This window comes from Marinobacter arenosus (genome assembly GCF_019264345.1).
GTDB lineage: Bacteria > Pseudomonadota > Gammaproteobacteria > Pseudomonadales > Oleiphilaceae > Marinobacter > Marinobacter arenosus.
In genome coordinates, this window is sequence record NZ_JAHVAO010000001.1 from 910,367 (window position 1) to 927,474 (window position 17,108).

Annotated in this window: 15 protein-coding genes and 2 tRNA genes; 9 read left to right on the forward strand and 8 right to left on the reverse strand. The window is 58.9% G+C overall.

Annotation, left to right across the window (positions count from 1 at the left end; all coding sequences use genetic code 11):
• The first annotated feature begins 78 nt into the window (after window positions 1-78).
• The 3 genes from KXD86_RS04130 to KXD86_RS04140 all read left to right on the forward strand — a co-directional run bounded on the left by KXD86_RS04130 (window position 79) and on the right by KXD86_RS04140 (window position 1,467).
• A complete protein-coding gene (locus KXD86_RS04130; RefSeq protein ID WP_218634804.1) occupies window positions 79-378 on the forward strand; it encodes a YciI family protein in 300 nt (99 codons plus the stop codon).
• A 125-nt stretch (window positions 379-503) separates the two neighbouring features.
• Window positions 504-1,175, forward strand: a complete 672-nt coding sequence (locus KXD86_RS04135) for a TIGR04211 family SH3 domain-containing protein (protein ID WP_218634805.1) — start codon at window positions 504-506, stop codon at window positions 1,173-1,175.
• Between the two features lie 4 nt (window positions 1,176-1,179).
• On the forward strand, window positions 1,180-1,467 hold the full coding sequence (locus KXD86_RS04140) for a PilZ domain-containing protein (RefSeq protein WP_218634806.1): 288 nt from the start codon (window positions 1,180-1,182) through the stop codon (window positions 1,465-1,467).
• Between the two features lie 49 nt (window positions 1,468-1,516).
• On the opposite strand, the gene rraA is transcribed toward KXD86_RS04140, so the two are convergent.
• Window positions 1,517-1,996 carry a ribonuclease E activity regulator RraA gene (gene rraA, locus KXD86_RS04145; protein WP_218634807.1) on the reverse strand — a complete coding sequence of 160 codons (480 nt, stop codon included), beginning with the start codon at window positions 1,994-1,996 and terminating at the stop codon, window positions 1,517-1,519.
• A 29-nt stretch (window positions 1,997-2,025) separates the two neighbouring features.
• Window positions 2,026-4,398 carry a phosphoenolpyruvate synthase gene (gene ppsA, locus KXD86_RS04150; protein ID WP_218634808.1) on the reverse strand — a complete coding sequence of 791 codons (2,373 nt, stop codon included), beginning with the start codon at window positions 4,396-4,398 and terminating at the stop codon, window positions 2,026-2,028.
• A 168-nt stretch (window positions 4,399-4,566) separates the two neighbouring features.
• Between ppsA and ppsR the strand changes: the two genes are divergently transcribed.
• A complete protein-coding gene (gene ppsR, locus KXD86_RS04155; protein WP_218634809.1) occupies window positions 4,567-5,382 on the forward strand; it encodes a posphoenolpyruvate synthetase regulatory kinase/phosphorylase PpsR in 816 nt (271 codons plus the stop codon).
• A 55-nt stretch (window positions 5,383-5,437) separates the two neighbouring features.
• Here ppsR and KXD86_RS04160 read toward each other — a convergent pair whose 3' ends face one another.
• Window positions 5,438-8,362: an insulinase family protein gene (locus KXD86_RS04160; protein ID WP_218634810.1), complete on the reverse strand. Its 2,925-nt coding sequence runs from the start codon at window positions 8,360-8,362 to the stop codon at window positions 5,438-5,440.
• Window positions 8,363-8,460: 98 nt separating this feature from the next.
• Here KXD86_RS04160 and KXD86_RS04165 point away from each other — a divergent pair, with 98 nt between their 5' ends.
• The 3 genes from KXD86_RS04165 (at window position 8,461) to KXD86_RS04175 (ending at window position 11,557) form a co-directional block, all read left to right on the forward strand.
• Window positions 8,461-8,922, forward strand: coding sequence for a hypothetical protein (locus KXD86_RS04165; protein WP_218634811.1), 462 nt, complete (start codon window positions 8,461-8,463; stop codon window positions 8,920-8,922).
• 113 nt (window positions 8,923-9,035) lie between these two features.
• Window positions 9,036-10,406 (forward strand): MORN repeat-containing protein, encoded by a 1,371-nt coding sequence (locus KXD86_RS04170; RefSeq protein WP_218634812.1) that lies wholly within the window; start codon window positions 9,036-9,038, stop codon window positions 10,404-10,406.
• Window positions 10,407-10,459: 53 nt separating this feature from the next.
• Entirely contained in the window at window positions 10,460-11,557 is a 1,098-nt protein-coding gene (locus tag KXD86_RS04175; protein ID WP_218634813.1) for a response regulator, read from the forward strand.
• Here the strand turns inward: KXD86_RS04175 and KXD86_RS04180 are convergent.
• Window positions 11,517-12,188 carry a nucleotidyltransferase family protein gene (locus KXD86_RS04180; RefSeq protein WP_218636720.1) on the reverse strand — a complete coding sequence of 224 codons (672 nt, stop codon included), beginning with the start codon at window positions 12,186-12,188 and terminating at the stop codon, window positions 11,517-11,519. The two genes, KXD86_RS04175 and KXD86_RS04180, sit on opposite strands and share 41 nt — an antisense overlap.
• Window positions 12,189-12,271: 83 nt before the next feature.
• Here KXD86_RS04180 and KXD86_RS04185 point away from each other — a divergent pair, with 83 nt between their 5' ends.
• A complete protein-coding gene (locus KXD86_RS04185; protein ID WP_218634814.1) occupies window positions 12,272-13,123 on the forward strand; it encodes a 6-carboxytetrahydropterin synthase in 852 nt (283 codons plus the stop codon).
• Window positions 13,124-13,249: 126 nt separating this feature from the next.
• On the opposite strand, the gene KXD86_RS04190 is transcribed toward KXD86_RS04185, so the two are convergent.
• The 3 genes from KXD86_RS04190 to gltX form a co-directional block, all read right to left on the reverse strand.
• Window positions 13,250-13,325: transfer RNA gene (locus tag KXD86_RS04190), tRNA-Glu, on the reverse strand.
• A gap of 7 nt (window positions 13,326-13,332) precedes the next feature.
• Window positions 13,333-13,408 (reverse strand) — tRNA-Ala (locus KXD86_RS04195).
• A gap of 116 nt (window positions 13,409-13,524) precedes the next feature.
• Window positions 13,525-15,006, reverse strand: a complete 1,482-nt coding sequence (gltX, locus tag KXD86_RS04200; RefSeq protein WP_218634815.1) for a glutamate--tRNA ligase — start codon at window positions 15,004-15,006, stop codon at window positions 13,525-13,527.
• 184 nt (window positions 15,007-15,190) lie between these two features.
• On the opposite strand from gltX, the gene KXD86_RS04205 reads away from it, so the two are divergent.
• Window positions 15,191-16,120, forward strand: a complete 930-nt coding sequence (locus KXD86_RS04205) for a zinc ABC transporter substrate-binding protein (protein ID WP_218634816.1) — start codon at window positions 15,191-15,193, stop codon at window positions 16,118-16,120.
• Here KXD86_RS04205 and KXD86_RS04210 read toward each other — a convergent pair.
• A complete protein-coding gene (locus tag KXD86_RS04210) occupies window positions 16,097-17,011 on the reverse strand; it encodes an AEC family transporter (protein ID WP_218634817.1) in 915 nt (304 codons plus the stop codon). The genes KXD86_RS04205 and KXD86_RS04210 overlap by 24 nt on opposite strands.
• Between the last annotated feature and the right edge of the window lie 97 nt (window positions 17,012-17,108).

Below are 17,108 nucleotides of genomic sequence, written 5' to 3' on the forward strand. Positions count from 1 at the left end.
ACCAGCCAGCCACCGGTTCTGTACTACATCCCGTTGCCGGGCCCACGTCCGGCAACCCCCGGTAAAATGGAGAGCTGAATGTACTACGCGATTATCAGCGAGGACGTCGAAAACAGCCTGCCCCTGCGTCAGTCTGCGCGGCCTGCACATCTTGAACGCCTGGAAGCACTAAAAGCCGAAGGCCGCCTGCTGGTGGCAGGGCCTCATCCCGCAATCGACACCCCGGATCCCGGTGAAGCCGGCTTCACCGGCAGCCTGGTCGTCGCCGAATTTGACTCCCTCGAAGCTGCACAGACCTGGGCCGATGCGGACCCTTACATGGATGCCGGTGTCTACCGGAACGTGACCGTGAAACCGTTCAAGGCCGTACTGCCGTAATTGCCAGTACCAGCCGCATGAGTTTATTGTAATGCGGGCCCGCTTGAATGGCCTATTATCTGTGACAAAATTGCGCCTTTGATTCATGACTGCTTTTTAACCGTCTAACTCAGGGATCGTATCCAGTGACGCCTTTCCGTCTTCTTATCAGTGTGCTGTTTGTTGTGTCTTCCGTGGCAGTTGCCCAGGCAAAAACCGTCTGGGTTGATGACCAGCTGTACCTGCCCGTTCGGGCCGGGGCCGGCACCCAGTTCCGGATCATCGAAAATGCCGTTCCGAGCGGGACACCGCTGGAGGTCCTGGAAACGACAGAATCCGGTTACACGCGCGTACGCACGCCCAAGGGCACCGAAGGCTGGGTCTCCAGCCAGTATCTGAGCGACACACCGATTGCCGCAGACCGCCTCCAGCGGGCGAATCGCGAACTGGAGCAGACCCGAAATGAGCTGTCACAGGTTAAGGAACAACTCTCCGAAGTGACCAAGGAGCGCAATTCCCTTCAGAGTTCCGAGTCTTCCCTCTCGGACCGCTCCCAGGCGCTCCAACAAGAGCTGCAACGCATCAAGAGCATCGCGGCAGACTCCATCAATCTGGAGCGCCGGAACCGGGAACTCCGCGAAGAAAACCAGAAGATCCGTAACGACCTGGAAGTGCTGACGGCGGAAAACGAGCGCCTGGAAGCCAGCAAGGAATCGGATTTCATGTTACTCGGAGCCGGCCTCGTTCTCGGCGGTGTTCTTCTGGCACTGATTATTCCGATGCTGAAACCAACAAGAAAAACCGACAACTGGGCCTGATGCCATGCGGGATTACTCGGAGAAGCGGGACTTTCACCGAATGCAGGTGAACTCAGAGATCGAGTTGACCGATAGCAATGGTGAGACGTTTACCGGCATTTGCCGGGACCTCAGCGCCGCTGGCATGCAGCTGTTCGTGAAGCGACCGGTGGTCGTGGGTGAAGAACTGAAAACGCTGCTACGCCCTACTGGCGACCAGATTCCGCCACTGGAAACCGTTTGTGAGGTATTGCGCTGCGAACCGGATGGTGACGGTTACCTGCTGGGTGCAACCATTAACGAGGTAAGCTGAAGAAAACCGCGGAAGGCAGCATCCACTGCGTTCCGCGGTAATGAGCGCCTCAGACCAGAGGCTTCTCGGAAACGATGATGCCGTTGTTGTCGGCGTAAACGTAGTGGCCCGGATGGAAGGTCACCCCGCCAAATGTCACCGCCACGTTCAGATCTCCCAGGCCACGCTTCTCGCTCTTGCGCGGATGGGTTCCCAGCGCCTGCACGCCCAACGCGGTCTTGCCGATTTCATCGACATCCCGCACACAGCCATAGATGATAAGACCGGCCCAGCCATTCGTCGCCGCTTTTTCCGCCAGCATGTCTCCCAGCAGAGCATGGCGTTTGGATGCGCCACCATCGACGACCATGACCCGGCCATTACCAGGCTGACCAACCTGCTCTTTCACGACCGAGTTATCCTCAAAGCACTTCACGGTGACGATTTCGCCCCCGAACGCCTTGTTGCCGCCGTAATTATTGAAACCGGGCTCGACAACCTGAACGTCCGGAAACTCGTCACACAGGTCGGGTGTAATGATCTCTGTCACGTCTCGCTCTCCTTATTCCTGCAATGGGCTCAGTCGATCTTCTCGTCAGCCAGGAAGAACCAGGTATCCAGCACCGAGTCCGGATTCAGCGACACGGTATCGATGCCCTGGTCCATCAGCCACTTGGCCAGATCGGGGTGATCCGACGGCCCCTGGCCGCAGATGCCAATATACTTACCGGCCTTCTTGCACGCCTGGATAGCGTTGGACAGCAGCGCCTTGACCGCGTCATTACGCTCGTCAAACAGGTGCGCGATGATACCGGAATCCCGATCGAGGCCGAGGGTAAGCTGGGTCAGGTCGTTGGAGCCAATGGAGAAGCCATCGAAATGCTCCAGGAACTGATCCGCCAGCAACGCGTTGGCCGGCAATTCGCACATCATGATCACGCGCAGGCCGTTTTCGCCCCGCTTCAGACCGTTCTCGGCCAGCAGGTTCACCACCTGCTCGGCTTCGCCCACCGTGCGTACAAACGGCACCATAACCTCTACGTTGGTCAGCCCCATTTCATTGCGCACTTTCTTCAGCGCCCGGCATTCCAGCTCGAAACAGTCGCGGAAGGTCTCGGAAATGTAACGGGACGCGCCACGGAAACCGAGCATCGGGTTTTCTTCATCCGGCTCATAGAGCGTACCGCCGATCAGGTTGGCGTATTCATTGGATTTGAAATCCGACAGACGCACGATCACTTTCTTCGGTGCAAAAGCCGCGGCCAGGGTCGAGATACCCTCCACCAGCTTGTCCACGTAGAAATCCACCGGTGAACTGTAGCCAGAAATGCGCTTCTCGACCGTCTGCTTGATGTCGCGCGGCAGACCGTCAAAGTTCAACAGTGCCTTCGGATGCACGCCGATCATGCGGTTGATGATGAATTCAAGACGAGCCAGGCCAACGCCTTCGTTCGGCAGCGCCTGAAAATCAAACGCGCGGTCCGGGTTGCCCACGTTCATCATGATCTTGAACGGAATATTGGGCATGGAATCGACGGTATTTTCACGCAGCTCAAAGTCCAGCGCACCCTCGTAAATCATCCCGGTGTCGCCTTCGGCACAGGATACCGTGACTTCCTGACCGTCTTTCAGAAGCTCGGTGGCATCGCCGCAACCGACCACGGCCGGAATACCCAGCTCCCGGGCAATAATGGCGGCGTGGCAGGTACGCCCGCCACGATCAGTCACAATCGCCGAGGCACGCTTCATGACCGGTTCCCAGTCCGGGTCGGTCATGTCGGTAACCAGCACGTCGCCGGCCTGCACCCGATCCATTTCCTTGATGCTGGTGATGATCTTCACCGGACCGCTGCCGATCTTGTGGCCGATGCTGCGACCTTCCACCAGCACCTTGCCGGTTTCATTCAGCAGGTAGCGCTCCATTACGTTGGCGGAGGCACGGCTCTTGACCGTTTCTGGACGGGCCTGAACGATGTAGATCCGGCCATCGTCGCCATCTTTCGCCCACTCGATGTCCATCGGACGCTGGTAGTGCTTCTCGATGATCATGGCCTGCTTGGCCAGCTCTTCCACTTCCGCATCGGTGATACAAAAGCGATTGCGCTCTTCCTGCTCAACCTTCACGGTCTCGACAAACTCACTGGCATCGGGGCTGGTGTGGTACACCATCTTGATGGCCTTGCTGCCGAGATTGCGACGCAGCACGGCAGGCCGGCCTTCTGCCAGTGTGGGCTTGTGAACGTAGAACTCGTCCGGGTTCACGGCCCCCTGAACCACGGTTTCGCCCAGGCCGTAAGAAGCGGTCACGAACACCACGTCCCGGAACCCGGACTCGGTGTCGAGCGTGAACATGACGCCACTGGCGGCGGTTTCACTGCGCACCATTTTCTGGATACCGGCAGACAACGCCACCAGCTTATGATCAAAGCCGTGGTGCACCCGGTAGGAAATCGCGCGATCGTTGAACAGGGAGGCAAACACTTCCTTTACAGAGGTGCGAACCTGCTGCAGGCCGACCACGTTCAGGAAGGTTTCCTGCTGGCCGGCAAACGAGGCGTCCGGCAGGTCTTCAGCCGTGGCGGACGAACGCACGGCAACGGCCATGTGTTCATTCCCCGCCTGGAGCTTGCTGTAGGCTTCCGCCAGGGCATTCTCGAGAACGTCCGGGAAATCCGTATCGATGATCCACTGACGAATCTGCGCACCCACACGGGCCAGTTCGTTGACGTCATTCACATCGAGCGCATCGAGGGCGTTATCGATCTTGTCTTTCAGGCCATCGGTGGCCAGGAATTCACGGTAAGCATGAGCTGTCGTGGCGAAACCGCCGGGAACGGTAACACCTGCGTTGGCGAGATTACTGATCATTTCACCGAGAGAGGCGTTTTTCCCGCCCACCCGGTCAACATCGGACATTCCCAGGTGATCAAACCAGATAATGTAATCTTCCAAAGCACGTCTCCCTTGAGTCTGTGAAGCAAAGAGCATAACCGGGCCAGCGGTATCTAGCGGCAAAAGCGGGCAATATCCACTGCGGAGTCTCGAACTTGGCGTGTATGATACTGTAACCTGCGGCAATTACCTAGGGAACCCGCCAAATACGGAACCGGACGAGACACCATGAAACGCACTGCTTTCTTTATTTCCGATGGCACCGGCCTGACCGCCGAGGCTCTCGGTCACAGCCTTCTGGCCCAGTTTGAAAAAATCGAATTTGAGCGCGTGACTGTGCCTTACATCGATGACGAGGAAAAGGCCCGGGACATGGTGACGCGCATCAACAAAGCCGCTGAAACCGACAACGCGGCGCCACTGGTGTTCGACACCATCGTCAACAGCGACATCCGGGACGTGATCGCCACGGCCGACGGCTTCATGGTGGACATTTTCGGGACCTTCCTCAGTCCGTTGGAGCAGGAACTTCAGTCCTCGTCGTCCTACACGGTGGGCAAGTCGCACTCCATCAATAACGAGGGCAGCTACGAGCGCCGCATCAACGCGGTGAACTTTGCCCTGGACAACGATGACGGTGCGCGCATTCGCCATTATGACGAAGCCGACCTCATCCTTGTCGGCGCCTCCCGCAGTGGCAAGACCCCGACCTGCCTGTACCTGGCGCTTCAATACGGGGTCAAAGCCGCGAATTATCCGATCACCGAGGAGGACCTTGAGGATCAGCAAATGCCTGCCGCCCTCAAACCCCACAAAGAGAAGATCTTCGGGCTGACCATAGAGCCCGAACGACTCGCCACCATTCGGAATGAGCGCCGCCCCAACTCGCGGTACTCGTCACTGAAACAGTGCATGCATGAAATCGAGGAAATCGAACTGATGTACCGGCGGGAACGGATTCCTTACCTGAACACCACCGCGTACTCGGTGGAGGAAATCTCCACCCGAATCATGGTCACCACCGGTCTCAAGCGGAACCGCTGACGCAAAAAAAGAGGGCCTGAAGGCCCTCTTTTTTCATTCCGCTTTCCATGCTGCGTTACATTTCCTCAATCGCCAGACCGAGCTCCTCGACAACCTTTCGGTTTTCGGGACTGGTGACAACCGCAGTGCTCGCCTTCTCCGGTACCAGCCAGGTGCTGGCCACCCGCCTGAGGTCATCGAGCGTAACCGCCAGCACCCGCTCTCGGAACCGGGCACGTTGCTCCGGGCTACGACCGAACAGCTTGTTGTGGAACGCATGCCGGGCTGCCCCTGCCGGAGAGCGTGGTCGATCCAGCTGGCCGATAACGCCCAGGATGGACTCTTCCAGCTCCTGGTAATCGTGGTCGGTGGTCTGCAGCCACTCCAGCGCGCGATCGAAATCGTCCAGCGTTTCAGCCAGACGGGGATCCCGGTAAGAGAAGAACCGGAAGGTTCCATTGACGCTGTCCTGGCCAGCACCACCACCGTAGGCACCGCCCTTCTCGCGGATCGCCCGGTGCAGGTAACCGTTGCGCAGAAAGCCCCCCAGTACGGTCAGCGCGGCCGCATCAGGGTGATCCACCGCCACCGTGCTGTAGGCCTTGGCGCAGAAATTTACCTGGGTGGAGGCCAACCACGCTTCGCGGGTGGTGTAGTTGACCGGCTCGATCTTCCACGGTGACGTCTCGGTACCCGCCTCGCCCTGCCAGCAGGATTTCAGATCGTCCACCATGGCCGGCAGTTGATCTTCCTCGCCAACGACCAGGAATTCGCGACTCTGGTTGCGGATCCTGTCGTGCAGGGCCGCCAATTTCGCACACAGCTCCTCCAGCTCCTTCGGGTCATCCAGCGTCTGGTCCAGCTGTTTGGTCCCCCGGATACCGGCGAGACCGCCGAGCCGGAACGACAGCCAGGAACCGGGGCTCATGCCTTGGGCGGCGGCGCCCATGGCCAGCGCGTGACCGCTCCCGGTAACCGCCTGTTCCCGCCGGGCACGGATCTGGGCAATGATCTCCCGGATCCGTTCCTTCTCATCAAAACGAGCACCGGTGTATACGTCCCGGAGCAACGCAGTCAGCTCACTCCGGTTCCGGGCCAGGGCCTTGCCGTTGAAGACAATGTACCCGGACAGGTCCTGCACATCGTCAATTTTCCCCTTGGCACTGAAGGAGGCGCCAATGCCGCCCGATTCCGCTGAAATGCGATCCTGCATCTGCAGGTAGTCGAGATCGCCACAGCCCACTTCCGAAATCAGCGTGGTGTAATACGGCACCAGCAACAGCTCTTCCTCGGTCAGTGCGGGGACGGGCACCACCACCTGTTCATACACCAGACCGTTGGTGCCACGGGCGAATACCGTCGCGGCAATATCCCCGTCGTAGCGGGATTCAGGCTCCGGCATCTGCACCGGCACGTCGGACAGATCCACTTTAGGCAGGATGGAATCGTCGTCCTTGCGCATCTGACGCTCTTCCAGCGCTTTGGCACGCTCGACGATTTCCTGGATGTCCGTGTCGGTCAGCTCGGCCTTGCGACGCGCCAGTGCCTCACGAATCGCCTGCTGGCGATGATGTTCCAGCTTGTCGTCCGGGCGCAGGGTCAGCGTCACCCGATGCGGATTTTCCAGAAGCTTGCGACGGATCAGGTCCGGCACATACTTGGGATCCCGAATCTTTTCGCGCAACGTTTCCAGCACCGGCTCAAGGTCCAGCAACTCCACCGGGTCGCCACCATGAACCATGGGCGCAATCGCGCTCATGATCAGTTGCAGGCCGTAGGGGAACTGATCGCCGGCGATCTCGCGCTGGTGCAGTTCCAGCTGGTGCAGAATGGCCTCCAGACGCGCCTCGCTGACACCTTCTTCGGCCACCTTCTTCAGGGTGCCTTCAATCAGCGACTCAAGTTCCTTGTGCTTCTCGGGCTCACTGCCTTCAATACCGCAGACAAACGTCATTTCCCGATTGGAATCTTCGAGACCGCACATGGGTGACGGCGCATGCCCGAGATCCGTGGTTTCCAGAGCTCGCATCAGGGGCGATGCACTGTTCTCCAGCAACACCGCGGACAGAAGCTGGCCCTCGAGGTTTTCCTGGAGATCAAAGCTGTGACCGAGCAGCCAGCCCATAACGATGTGGGTCTTTTTCTCGGTGCCCTCACCTTCGTTGACGGCATACCCCTGCTCAACCCGCACCGGCGAGAACATGCGCTTCTCGTCGCGCACCGGCAGTTCGATGTCCAGACGGTCGAACCGCTTCAGGGCCAGCTCCTCGAATCGCTCATGATGTTCATGGGCCGGGATATTGCCGTAGGTTGCGAATATGGCGTTGCTCGGGTGGTAATGATGACGGTAAAACTTCACCAGGTCGTCGTAGCTCAGGTCGACGATGTGGTCCGGCTCGCCACCGCTGTTGTAGTGATAGGTGGTGGTCGGGAACAGGTGACTACTGAGGTTCTGCCACAACTGCGAGGTGGGCGAGCTCATGGCGCCTTTCATCTCGTTGTAGACCACCCCCCGGTATACCAGGTCGGTGTCCGGATTATCCGGCGTATCGAACTCCAGCCGATGGCCTTCCTGGGCGAAATCCAGTTGGTCCAGCTTGGAGAAAAACACCGAATCCAGATAGACCGACAACAGGTTGTCAAAGTCCTTGCGATTCATGCTGGCAAACGGATAGGCGGTCCAGTCACTGCTGGTGAACGCGTTCATGAAGGTGTTGAGCGAGCGACGGATCATCATGAAGAACGGATCCCGTACCGGATAACGCTCACTCCCGCACAGCGCGGTATGCTCCAGAATGTGGGCCACGCCCGTTGAATCCATGGGGAAAGTCCGGAGCGCTACGAAAAAGACGTTCTCATCGTTGTCCGCTGCCAGGTGCAGGTGACGGGCTCCGGTCTTCTTGTGACGATACTCCTCAACATCCAGATTGAGGGTGCCAATCCGGTGACTGCGAAGCTTCTCAAAGGCCGGATGGGTTGCGTTGTCGATCACTGCAGCCATTCAAACTATCCTGTCTTTAACGATTGGAGACTTGTAGGGTAACACGTAGTATCGATTATCATGCACAGTCCAGAAGCGATAAGGTAGCCCTGCGACCCATGACCACCTATTCACCTCACACCAAGGCCGTGGATGCCCCGGAAGTAGCCGTATACTGGGCTGAACGCCGGCGGTACCTGGAACGCATCCGCAAGGTTCCGGAGATCAGGCAACGTTTCTGGCGGGAAGTTGCGATCTACCTGCTGCGGCGGATTCTGTGGTCCTTCGGCTTCTTCCCCATTTTCATCGCCTTCTGGATACCGTTTGTGCTCTCCAGCTTCAATCCGGTGGTCATGGCAACGGATCTGATACCCATCCTGCAGGAATTCACCAGTTCCAACCCCGAAGTTCAGGCAACCACGATCAGCACCCTGACCATTGCCTGGGCGTCAATCGGCTTTATTTTCCTTGTCTTCGACTTCGTGTTGACCCCCTTCCGCTCGCCCTATGAATATGAAGCCGATGTGTACATGAGGTCCTGGGAGCAGCTCAATCATGATCAGCTTCCGGACAAAGTGTGATTTGGCCTGCATTCTCGTTAACTCCAGACACTTTCTGTTACATAACTTTGCACGTACTGGTTAAGATGCAGAGGTAGACAGAATTCTGAGAATGCAGGCTCACGAGGTTCCACATGGTCGATTTCAGACCGCTTCTGTTCATCAACGCACTGGCCCTGATGCTTCTGGTGACCGCCGGTTTTGCTTCGGTACAGGATGACATGGATGCCGTGGTGACGGCCGAGCCCCCTGCCGTTGAGCAGGCCGTTGCGGCGGCAACAGACACCCGAGAGCCCGGCACCGCGCAATCCGATGTATTTGCCGAGTCCGTCGAGATGCCTGATCCCATTCAGGCCCAGGCCGAAACCGAGATTCTCGCCTCGGCCAATAAGCCGGAACCAACAACGCCCGCATCAACAGAGCCGCCCCGCCGGCCGAACGCGGAAGCAGAACCATTCAGCGTACCGCCCATGCCGGAAGAAACCACCGTGCTGGCCGTTGCTGAGCCCCCAGCGGCCCTGGCGACCCGAACCGACGTGGCGCCGCCCCCGGCACCGGCAAAACCGACTCCGACCACCGGCACCCTTGTTCTGCGCTCAAATGTGGTCGGCGACAGCGTCACCATAAACGGCGAAGCCTACGGCGCCACCCGACTTGACCTGGACCTGGAACCCGGTCGTTACGACGTGACCATCAGCAAGCCCGGATTCAAGGACTGGAGCCGGCAGGTTTCGCTTGAAGCCGGCAACGAAATGACCCTCGTCGGCAAGCTCGAGGCCTACACCACCGTCAATTATCAAAAGGGCAACTGGGTCGGCGGTGTGAAAACCGGCGATGGCACCTACGAAGATGCAGAGGGACTGCGCTACGAGGGCCAGTTCGTGGATGGGAAGTTTCATGGCGAGGGAACGGCCTGGTACCCCAACGGCAGCCGCTTTGATGGCAGCTGGAACGAAGGCCAGCGGGATGGAGAAGGAACCTGGCGAAGTGCTGATGGCGCTCGCTACGCTGGCGAATTCAGCGACAACCAGTTCAGCGGCAAGGGCACCCTCACCAAGGCCAATGGCGACATTCTGACCGGGTTCTGGAAAGAAGGACGCCTGAATGGCCATGGCTCGTTAACCACCGCGGACGGCATGCTGTACGTGGGCGGCTTCCGCGACAACCAGTTCCACGGCCGCGGTTCACTGACCTACCCCGATGGCCGGCATTATGAAGGCGAATTCTCCAACGGTGAATTCCACGGAACCGGCTCCGAAGTTTTTGCCGATGGCAAAAAATACGAAGGCGAATACATTGAAGGGAAGTTCCACGGCAAGGGCCTGCTACTGAACCCCAACGGCAGCTCCATCGAGGCAACGTTCCGCCACGGCGAGCCCTACGGACAGGTCCGTCTGACAACCGCGGCCGGTGAAATCTTCACCGCCCGCACAACCGAGCCCGGTGTGTGCTATCGGGACAAGAGCTACCGGGCCACTCAATGCCCGACACTGGAAGGCTGGTAACTGGCATCAGCCCGATCACACATGCGTTTGCAGTAAACGATTGAGGTAGTGACATGGCGATCAAGAACGCTCTGCTGGTGGACGACTCCAAGGTGGCACGGTTTGCCCTGAGCAAGCTGCTGGAAAGTCGTGACATGGAAGTGAACATGGCAGGATCGGCCGAGGAAGCCCTGGATTTCCTGAACGGCTCTGATCGCCCGGATGTGATTTTCATGGATCACCTCATGCCCGGCATGAACGGCGTGGAGGCAACCAAGGCGATCAAGGGCAATCCGGAAACCGCCGCCATCCCGATCATCATGTGCACCTCCAAGAAGTCGTCAACTTTCATGGAAGAAGCGAAAAACTTCGGCGTTTACAACATTCTCACCAAGCCACCGCAGACCGAGGGCCTGTCCCTCGTCCTTGAGCAACTGGACCGGGATGTCACCGAAGGCACCCTGCCGGAACCACCCGATGTCGATTCCGACGACAGTGCCACCGATGACCTGCTGAATATTCCTGACGATGCCTCGGTGGAACTGTCGATGAAATCCGATGGTGAGGACGCCGCCACCCAGAGTAGCGAGGCCTCCAACGTGGTGCCACTCACCAGCGACCTGATTGAGCAAATTGCTCGTTCCGCGGTGAAAACCCACATCAATAACCGCCTGCACGAGCTGCTCAGTTCCCTGTTTGACGAGCAGTTCGACCATCTGAAACGAGCCCTGGATGAATCGAGAAGCCGCCAGGAGAGCGCTATCGAAGAGCGGCTGGCCGGCGTGGCCAAACTGGTCGAGGACCGCACCAAACATCTGCGGGACGATGTGGCTGCCGAAGTGAACCTCAACCTCGCCCGTGAGCTGTCGGACCTGAAGCGGGAACTGAAGAGCAATTCCGGGTTTACCGCCGACCACATGGCGGAACTGAAGGACCACATCACCAGCGTGCAGACCATCGACACCGAGTTCTGGCAGACCCTTCAGTCAGAGGCCATCCAGCAGGCCCATGAGATCTCCCGGGAAACCGCCGAGGATATCGCCCAGCGCACCATCGACCTTTTTGTGGCCCAGCAGCGGTCGGCATCCTCCAAGATCTACACCGTCGGTCTGGCGGTCAGTCTGGGTATATTCAGCGTCGGGATCGCCTGGCTGTCCGGCCTGTTTGGCTGAGCCGCGAACGCACGTCCTGCCAGTCCTCCGGGGTGTCCACATCGTCGTGGACACCGGGAATATCCACCCTGGTCGCCCGGACACTGGCCAGCAACGGGCCAGCACCACGATCCCCCTCCAGCGCCATCACCTCTGGCCAGAGCCACCTTGGCAGATAGGCGGGTACGCCGGGGCGACCATGGTAATCCGCGGCCACTGGTTGGTTGGGGACAAACCGGGCGGCCTCACCAAACGCCCTCAGCGAATCCACATCCAGCAGTGGCTGGTCCGCCACCAGGACAAAGACCCCGCGGGCTTTTGGCCCCAGGCTCGCCAGGCCGGTTGCCAGGGAAGCCGACAGCCCCCGGTGCCAATCTGGCGACCTGAGCCAGGCTGTCGGCTGCGACGAGCAGCGAAACCGGATCAGTGGGTACCAGGCGCCACAGACCACCCGAACGTCCCGACTGAGAACCCGCCCCAGCTCAATGGCCCGGTCCAGCAGAATGCCCTGCTGGCCCCCCATGGGGAGCAACATCTTGGGCCGGCCGTATCGGCTGGAAGCGCCTGCAGCAAGGATAAGTGTCGGAAATTCCTGATCAGTTACGCGTGGGGATAGGTTTATGATAAGCGTCTCGATAGTCAGATAGGTGATGCCTGGAGCAGAACCAGACTGCCGGTTTCAGTGATTTTTGCTAGAATTCCGCCATCATTCAACCATACCCGCCCGGACTTTTAATGAATCACCTTTTTGTGGACAACCTCACCGTCATTGATTTCGCCTACCTGGACCCTACCCGCGGCCTGGTCGGCGAGAGCTGGATTGCCGATGTGGTGCTGGGCGGCGAACTCGATGATCAGGGTATGGTGTTCGATTTCAGCAACGTGAAACGGACCATTAAACGGATCATCGACGAGCGCGTGGACCACCGGCTTGTCATTCCCCGTGGTTACGAGGGTCTTGCCTGGAACGAGGAAGAACCCGACACCTTTCACTGGGCCCTGACTGACGGCAGTGAAATCATCCATCGCTCTCCGGATGAGGCGTTGGTGTGGCTGTCCTCGGAGCGAGTGGTGCCGTCAGCGGTTGCCAGCCTGCTCGAACATGAACTCAAGGCGGTCCTACCCGCAAACGTCACCACCGTGGAGATCAATCTGCGGGAAGAGGTGATTGAAGGGGCCTACTATCACTACGTGCATGGCCTGAAAAAGCATCTGGGCAACTGCCAGCGGATTGCCCACGGGCACCGATCACCCATCCGGATCGACCGCAACGGCCATCGGGACCACGACCTGGAGCGCCGCTGGTCCAAGCTCTGGCGGGACATCTACGTGGGCTCCGAAGAAGACGTGGTGAGGCGCCACGTCGGTACCGATGGGGTTCGGTATGTGACCTTCGAATACGAGGCTAACCAGGGCGAGTTTGCGCTGACCCTGCCCGAGGAACGGGTCTACATGCTCGACACCGACACCACCGTGGAATTGATTGCCGCCCATATCGCGGACAAGCTGAAATTGGAGTTTCCCACCGACACCATTCGGGTCAAAGCCTACGAGGGTGTTGGCAAGGGCGCCATCGCAGCCCGCTAGTGCCGATGCGTGGCTGTGCCCCAAGGATGACGGGGCTCTCTGACCAGGATATCTGCAGACACAAAAAAACCGCCCGAAGGCGGTTTTTTTGATGGCTATCCGGTGGACTAAACCGTCAAGCCGAATTGGCGTCCCCTAGGGGGTTCGAACCCCTGTTGCCGCCGTGAAAGGGCGGAGTCCTAGGCCACTAGACGAAGGGGACTAGAAATTGGTGGAGCCAGGCGGGATCGAACCGCCGACCTCAACACTGCCAGTGTTGCGCTCTCCCAGCTGAGCTATGGCCCCTCAACGGCTGCGTATATTAAGGATCCGCCCTATGGGCGTCAACCTTTGAATCGCACTTTTTTAAAGTTTTCTGAACATCCCTGTCCAAGCCGTTTATTTCGTCACCAAAGCGGTCACTAAGCACCCAATGCGGCGTACTCTTTTTCCACTCGCTTGGTCTCTTTCTTGGAGAAACCACCCAGCACTTCCAGGGCATGCCGCAAACGGGAACGGGTCATGTCCGGCCCCAGCAGGTCCATGGAATCCATCACCGACCAGGAATTGGGCGTGCCGGCGACGGCAACGAAGATGGAGAACATGAAGTCGCCCATTTTCAACTCCATGGCTTTGGCCAGGGCTTTGATGTCCGCGAAGATGTTTTCCTTGCTCCAGTGCCGCTGGGCTTCCAGCTTCCACAGGGTAAACTGGAGGACGCGCTTGATCTGCGCCTCGTCCAGCTTGTTGTGGGCAAAATCGTCCGGGCTCAAATCGAGCATGCCGGAGAACATGAAGTTGGCCATCGGCGCAACATCTGAGAACACTTCCGCCCTGCCCTTGATATGGGGCACCAGCGCCTGCAGCGCATCCTCGTTGAACCACCACTGGCGCATGCGCTCCATGAACTGCTCATCGGACAGTTCATCGCGCAGCCACTGGCCATTGAGCCAACGCAGCTTCTCGACATCGAACACGGGGCCACCCAGGGACACGCGCTGAATATCAAAGTTCTCGATCATCTCGTCGAGCGTGAATTTTTCACGCTCGTCCGGCATCGACCACCCCATGCGGCCAAGGTAGTTGGTCACCGCTTCCGGAAGGAAGCCCATGCGCTCGTAGAAATTGATGCTGGTTGGGTTCTTGCGCTTCGACAACTTGCTCTTGTCCGGGTTACGCAGCAGCGGCAGATGGCAGAGTTCCGGCATATCCCAGCCAAAGTACTGGTATAGCAGCTTGTGCTTGGGCGCAGAGTTGATCCACTCTTCGCCACGCAGCACGTGGGTAATGCCCATCTTGTGATCGTCCACCACGTTGGCGAGGTGGTAGGTGGGCATGCCATCCGATTTCAGCAGGATCTGGCAGTCCACCTGCGCCCAGTCGATTTCAATGGTGCCGCGCAGCATGTCCTGAATTTCACAGACGCCCTCGTCTGGAACCTTCATCCGGATCACATGGGCTTCACCGGCATCCAGGCGACGCTTTACCTCCTCTTCCGGCAACTCCAGATCGCCTTTGATGCCCGGATTCAGCCCCTGAGCCTTGCGCTCTTCCCGAATCGCTTCCAGCTCTTCCGGCGTGCGGAAACAATAAAAGGCATGGCCTGCCGTAACCAGGTCTTCAGCGTACTGTTTGTAAGAGTCCTTGCGCTCAGACTGACGATACGGACCGTGGGGACCACCGACATCGGGACCCTCATCCCAGTTCAGCCCCAACCAGCGCAGTGCCTGAAGAATGTCGCGTTCGGATTCCGCCGTACTGCGGGCCTGGTCAGTGTCTTCAATCCGCAGGATGAACTGGCCGCCATGCTGACGCGCAAAGCAGAGATTGAACAGGGCCACGTAGGCGGTACCAACGTGAGGGTCACCGGTGGGTGATGGAGCAATTCGGGTACGTACTGTCATGAAACCTTCCTGAAATGTCGGTGGCCGTTTATTAAGCCCGGCATTATACCGACCCGCTCTGGATTTCGCATGACCCGCCGGCGCGAAGACCCCAATCCGGCAATGCCCGACCGACTATTGGCGAGCCGCACGCAATAATGTAACATTATAACATTCCATCAAATGAATCAGGATACGCCCAACCATGCCCCGAGCTTACGCCAAAGCCACCAGCACCCTTCTCGCCGGACTGTTATTTACCGCGCCCGCTCTGGGTACCGCCACCGAAGTTGTTACCTCCATCAAGCCCCTGGAGCTGCTGGTTCGGGCCATCGCCAGTGACGATGTCAGATCCAGCACCCTCGTACCCGCGGGCTCCAGCCCGCACACGTACAGCATGCGGCCGTCCCAGCGGCGTGCGCTCGAAAACGCCGACGTGATTTTCTGGGTCGGACCGGACGTCGAAAGCTTTCTCGATCGCCTTCTTCAGGGCGACGAGTTCCGGGACCGAACCGTGGCCTTCATGACTGAAGACACACACGCCGACGAGGAAGAGGAAGGGCACGACGACCATGCCGGAGAAACCCATGCGCATGATCATGGTGACGGCGAGGACCCCCATGTCTGGCTGGATCCCGTTCTTGCGCTCGGCATGGCCAAAGAGATCCACGAGACCCTGTCCGGGTTGGAAGACGCTGACCGGGCGACACTGGACCAAAACCTCGCCCGATTCGAGACGAGCCTGGCGGAAACCGAATCCCTCATCCGCGAGAAACTGGCGCCCACCCATGAACTCAGCCTGTTTGCCTACCACAGCGCATTCACCCGGTTCGCCGGACACTACGGGCTTTCACTGGAGGATGTCCTGACCCTCAATCCGGAGTTGTCACCCGGTGCCCGACACGTTGCCGAGGTTCAGTCCAAATTGCGCAAGGCCAACCACCCGTGCCTATTGACCGAACCGCAGTTCAACCGCCAGTGGTGGACCTCCATCACCGAGGGTCTGGACGTAACCTTCAGCACCTGGGATCCCCTGGCCACGGACATCGAAGTCACCGCAGACGGGTACCGGGCTTTCCAACTCAGCATTGCCGAGGCCGTATTGAAGTGCCTACCAGAGAATACCGAGCATTAAAGGGATGGACGCCATGGCGAGCAAGGTCTGACCGCTGATGATGCCTGCCATTAATGGGGCATCGCCGCCCAGTTGCCTCGCCAGAATGTAGGCCGACGTGGCCGTAGGCAACGTTGCCAGCAGGATCACCACCTGAACGAGCAGCCCGTCCAGCCCCAGCATCAAGGCGAGCCCCGCCGCCATCAGGGGAAACGCAAACAGTTTCAGAATGGACGACACAAGGAAGGGCATGGACGCCCCCCTGAGCGCCTTCAGTTGAAGACCCGCACCGACGGTCATCAGCCCCATGGGCAGCGCCAGATCACTGAGTGGGGACAGGATCCCGGCCAGCAGGGGATGGAAACCGATCTCGAAAAAGCTCCAGACCACACCGATCACCGACCCGACAATCAGTGGGTTGGTGATGATTGCCTTCATCACCGGTCGGAAACGAACCGGATCCTGGCTGGCCACCAGCGAGAACATCAGAATGCACATCAGGTTCAGCAAGGGCACCATAATGGCTACGGCGATCGCCGTGAGCGACAACCCCTCATCCCCGAGCAACATGCCGCCGGCGGCAAGACCCACGTAGGAGTTGAAACGGATGGCGCCCTGGTAGACAGAAGAGAAAACCGGACCGGGCCATTTCCAGAACCACTGAACGACCCACAGTGCCAGCGTCATCGCCAGCAGCATGGCGCAGATCAGCAGGGCAATGTCGGAGTATGCCGAAGCGGGCAGACGAGCCTGGCCCAACTTGAACACCAGCATGGCCGGAAAAAGAACGTAATAGGTGAAGCGCTCTGCCCTCGGCCAGAAATCACCACCGGGAAAATCCCAGCGTCGAAACAGGTGACCGAGCAAAATCAGGACAAAAACCGGAACAAGCGCCTGAACCATCACCGGCATAGATGCAAACTCCAAGGCCGTCAGGAGCCACGCATACGCCGCCCCGTCATTAGGAAGCTATGCAGCATAACAAATGGACCGCGGCCCGTCCCATAGA

Coding starts and splice junctions, on each gene's coding strand:
- KXD86_RS04210 (WP_218634817.1), bottom strand. CDS start 17,011: ATGCCGGTGATGGTTCAGGCGCTTGTTCCGGTTTTTGTCCTGATTTTG.
- KXD86_RS04165 (WP_218634811.1), top strand. CDS start 8,461: ATGACCACCTATTCACCTCACACCAAGGCCGTGGATGCCCCGGAAGTA.
- KXD86_RS04205 (WP_218634816.1), top strand. CDS start 15,191: ATGCCCCGAGCTTACGCCAAAGCCACCAGCACCCTTCTCGCCGGACTG.
- KXD86_RS04175 (WP_218634813.1), top strand. CDS start 10,460: ATGGCGATCAAGAACGCTCTGCTGGTGGACGACTCCAAGGTGGCACGG.
- ppsR (WP_218634809.1), top strand. CDS start 4,567: ATGAAACGCACTGCTTTCTTTATTTCCGATGGCACCGGCCTGACCGCC.
- KXD86_RS04160 (WP_218634810.1), bottom strand. CDS start 8,362: ATGGCTGCAGTGATCGACAACGCAACCCATCCGGCCTTTGAGAAGCTT.
- KXD86_RS04170 (WP_218634812.1), top strand. CDS start 9,036: ATGGTCGATTTCAGACCGCTTCTGTTCATCAACGCACTGGCCCTGATG.
- KXD86_RS04185 (WP_218634814.1), top strand. CDS start 12,272: ATGAATCACCTTTTTGTGGACAACCTCACCGTCATTGATTTCGCCTAC.
- KXD86_RS04130 (WP_218634804.1), top strand. CDS start 79: ATGTACTACGCGATTATCAGCGAGGACGTCGAAAACAGCCTGCCCCTG.
- KXD86_RS04140 (WP_218634806.1), top strand. CDS start 1,180: ATGCGGGATTACTCGGAGAAGCGGGACTTTCACCGAATGCAGGTGAAC.
- gltX (WP_218634815.1), bottom strand. CDS start 15,006: ATGACAGTACGTACCCGAATTGCTCCATCACCCACCGGTGACCCTCAC.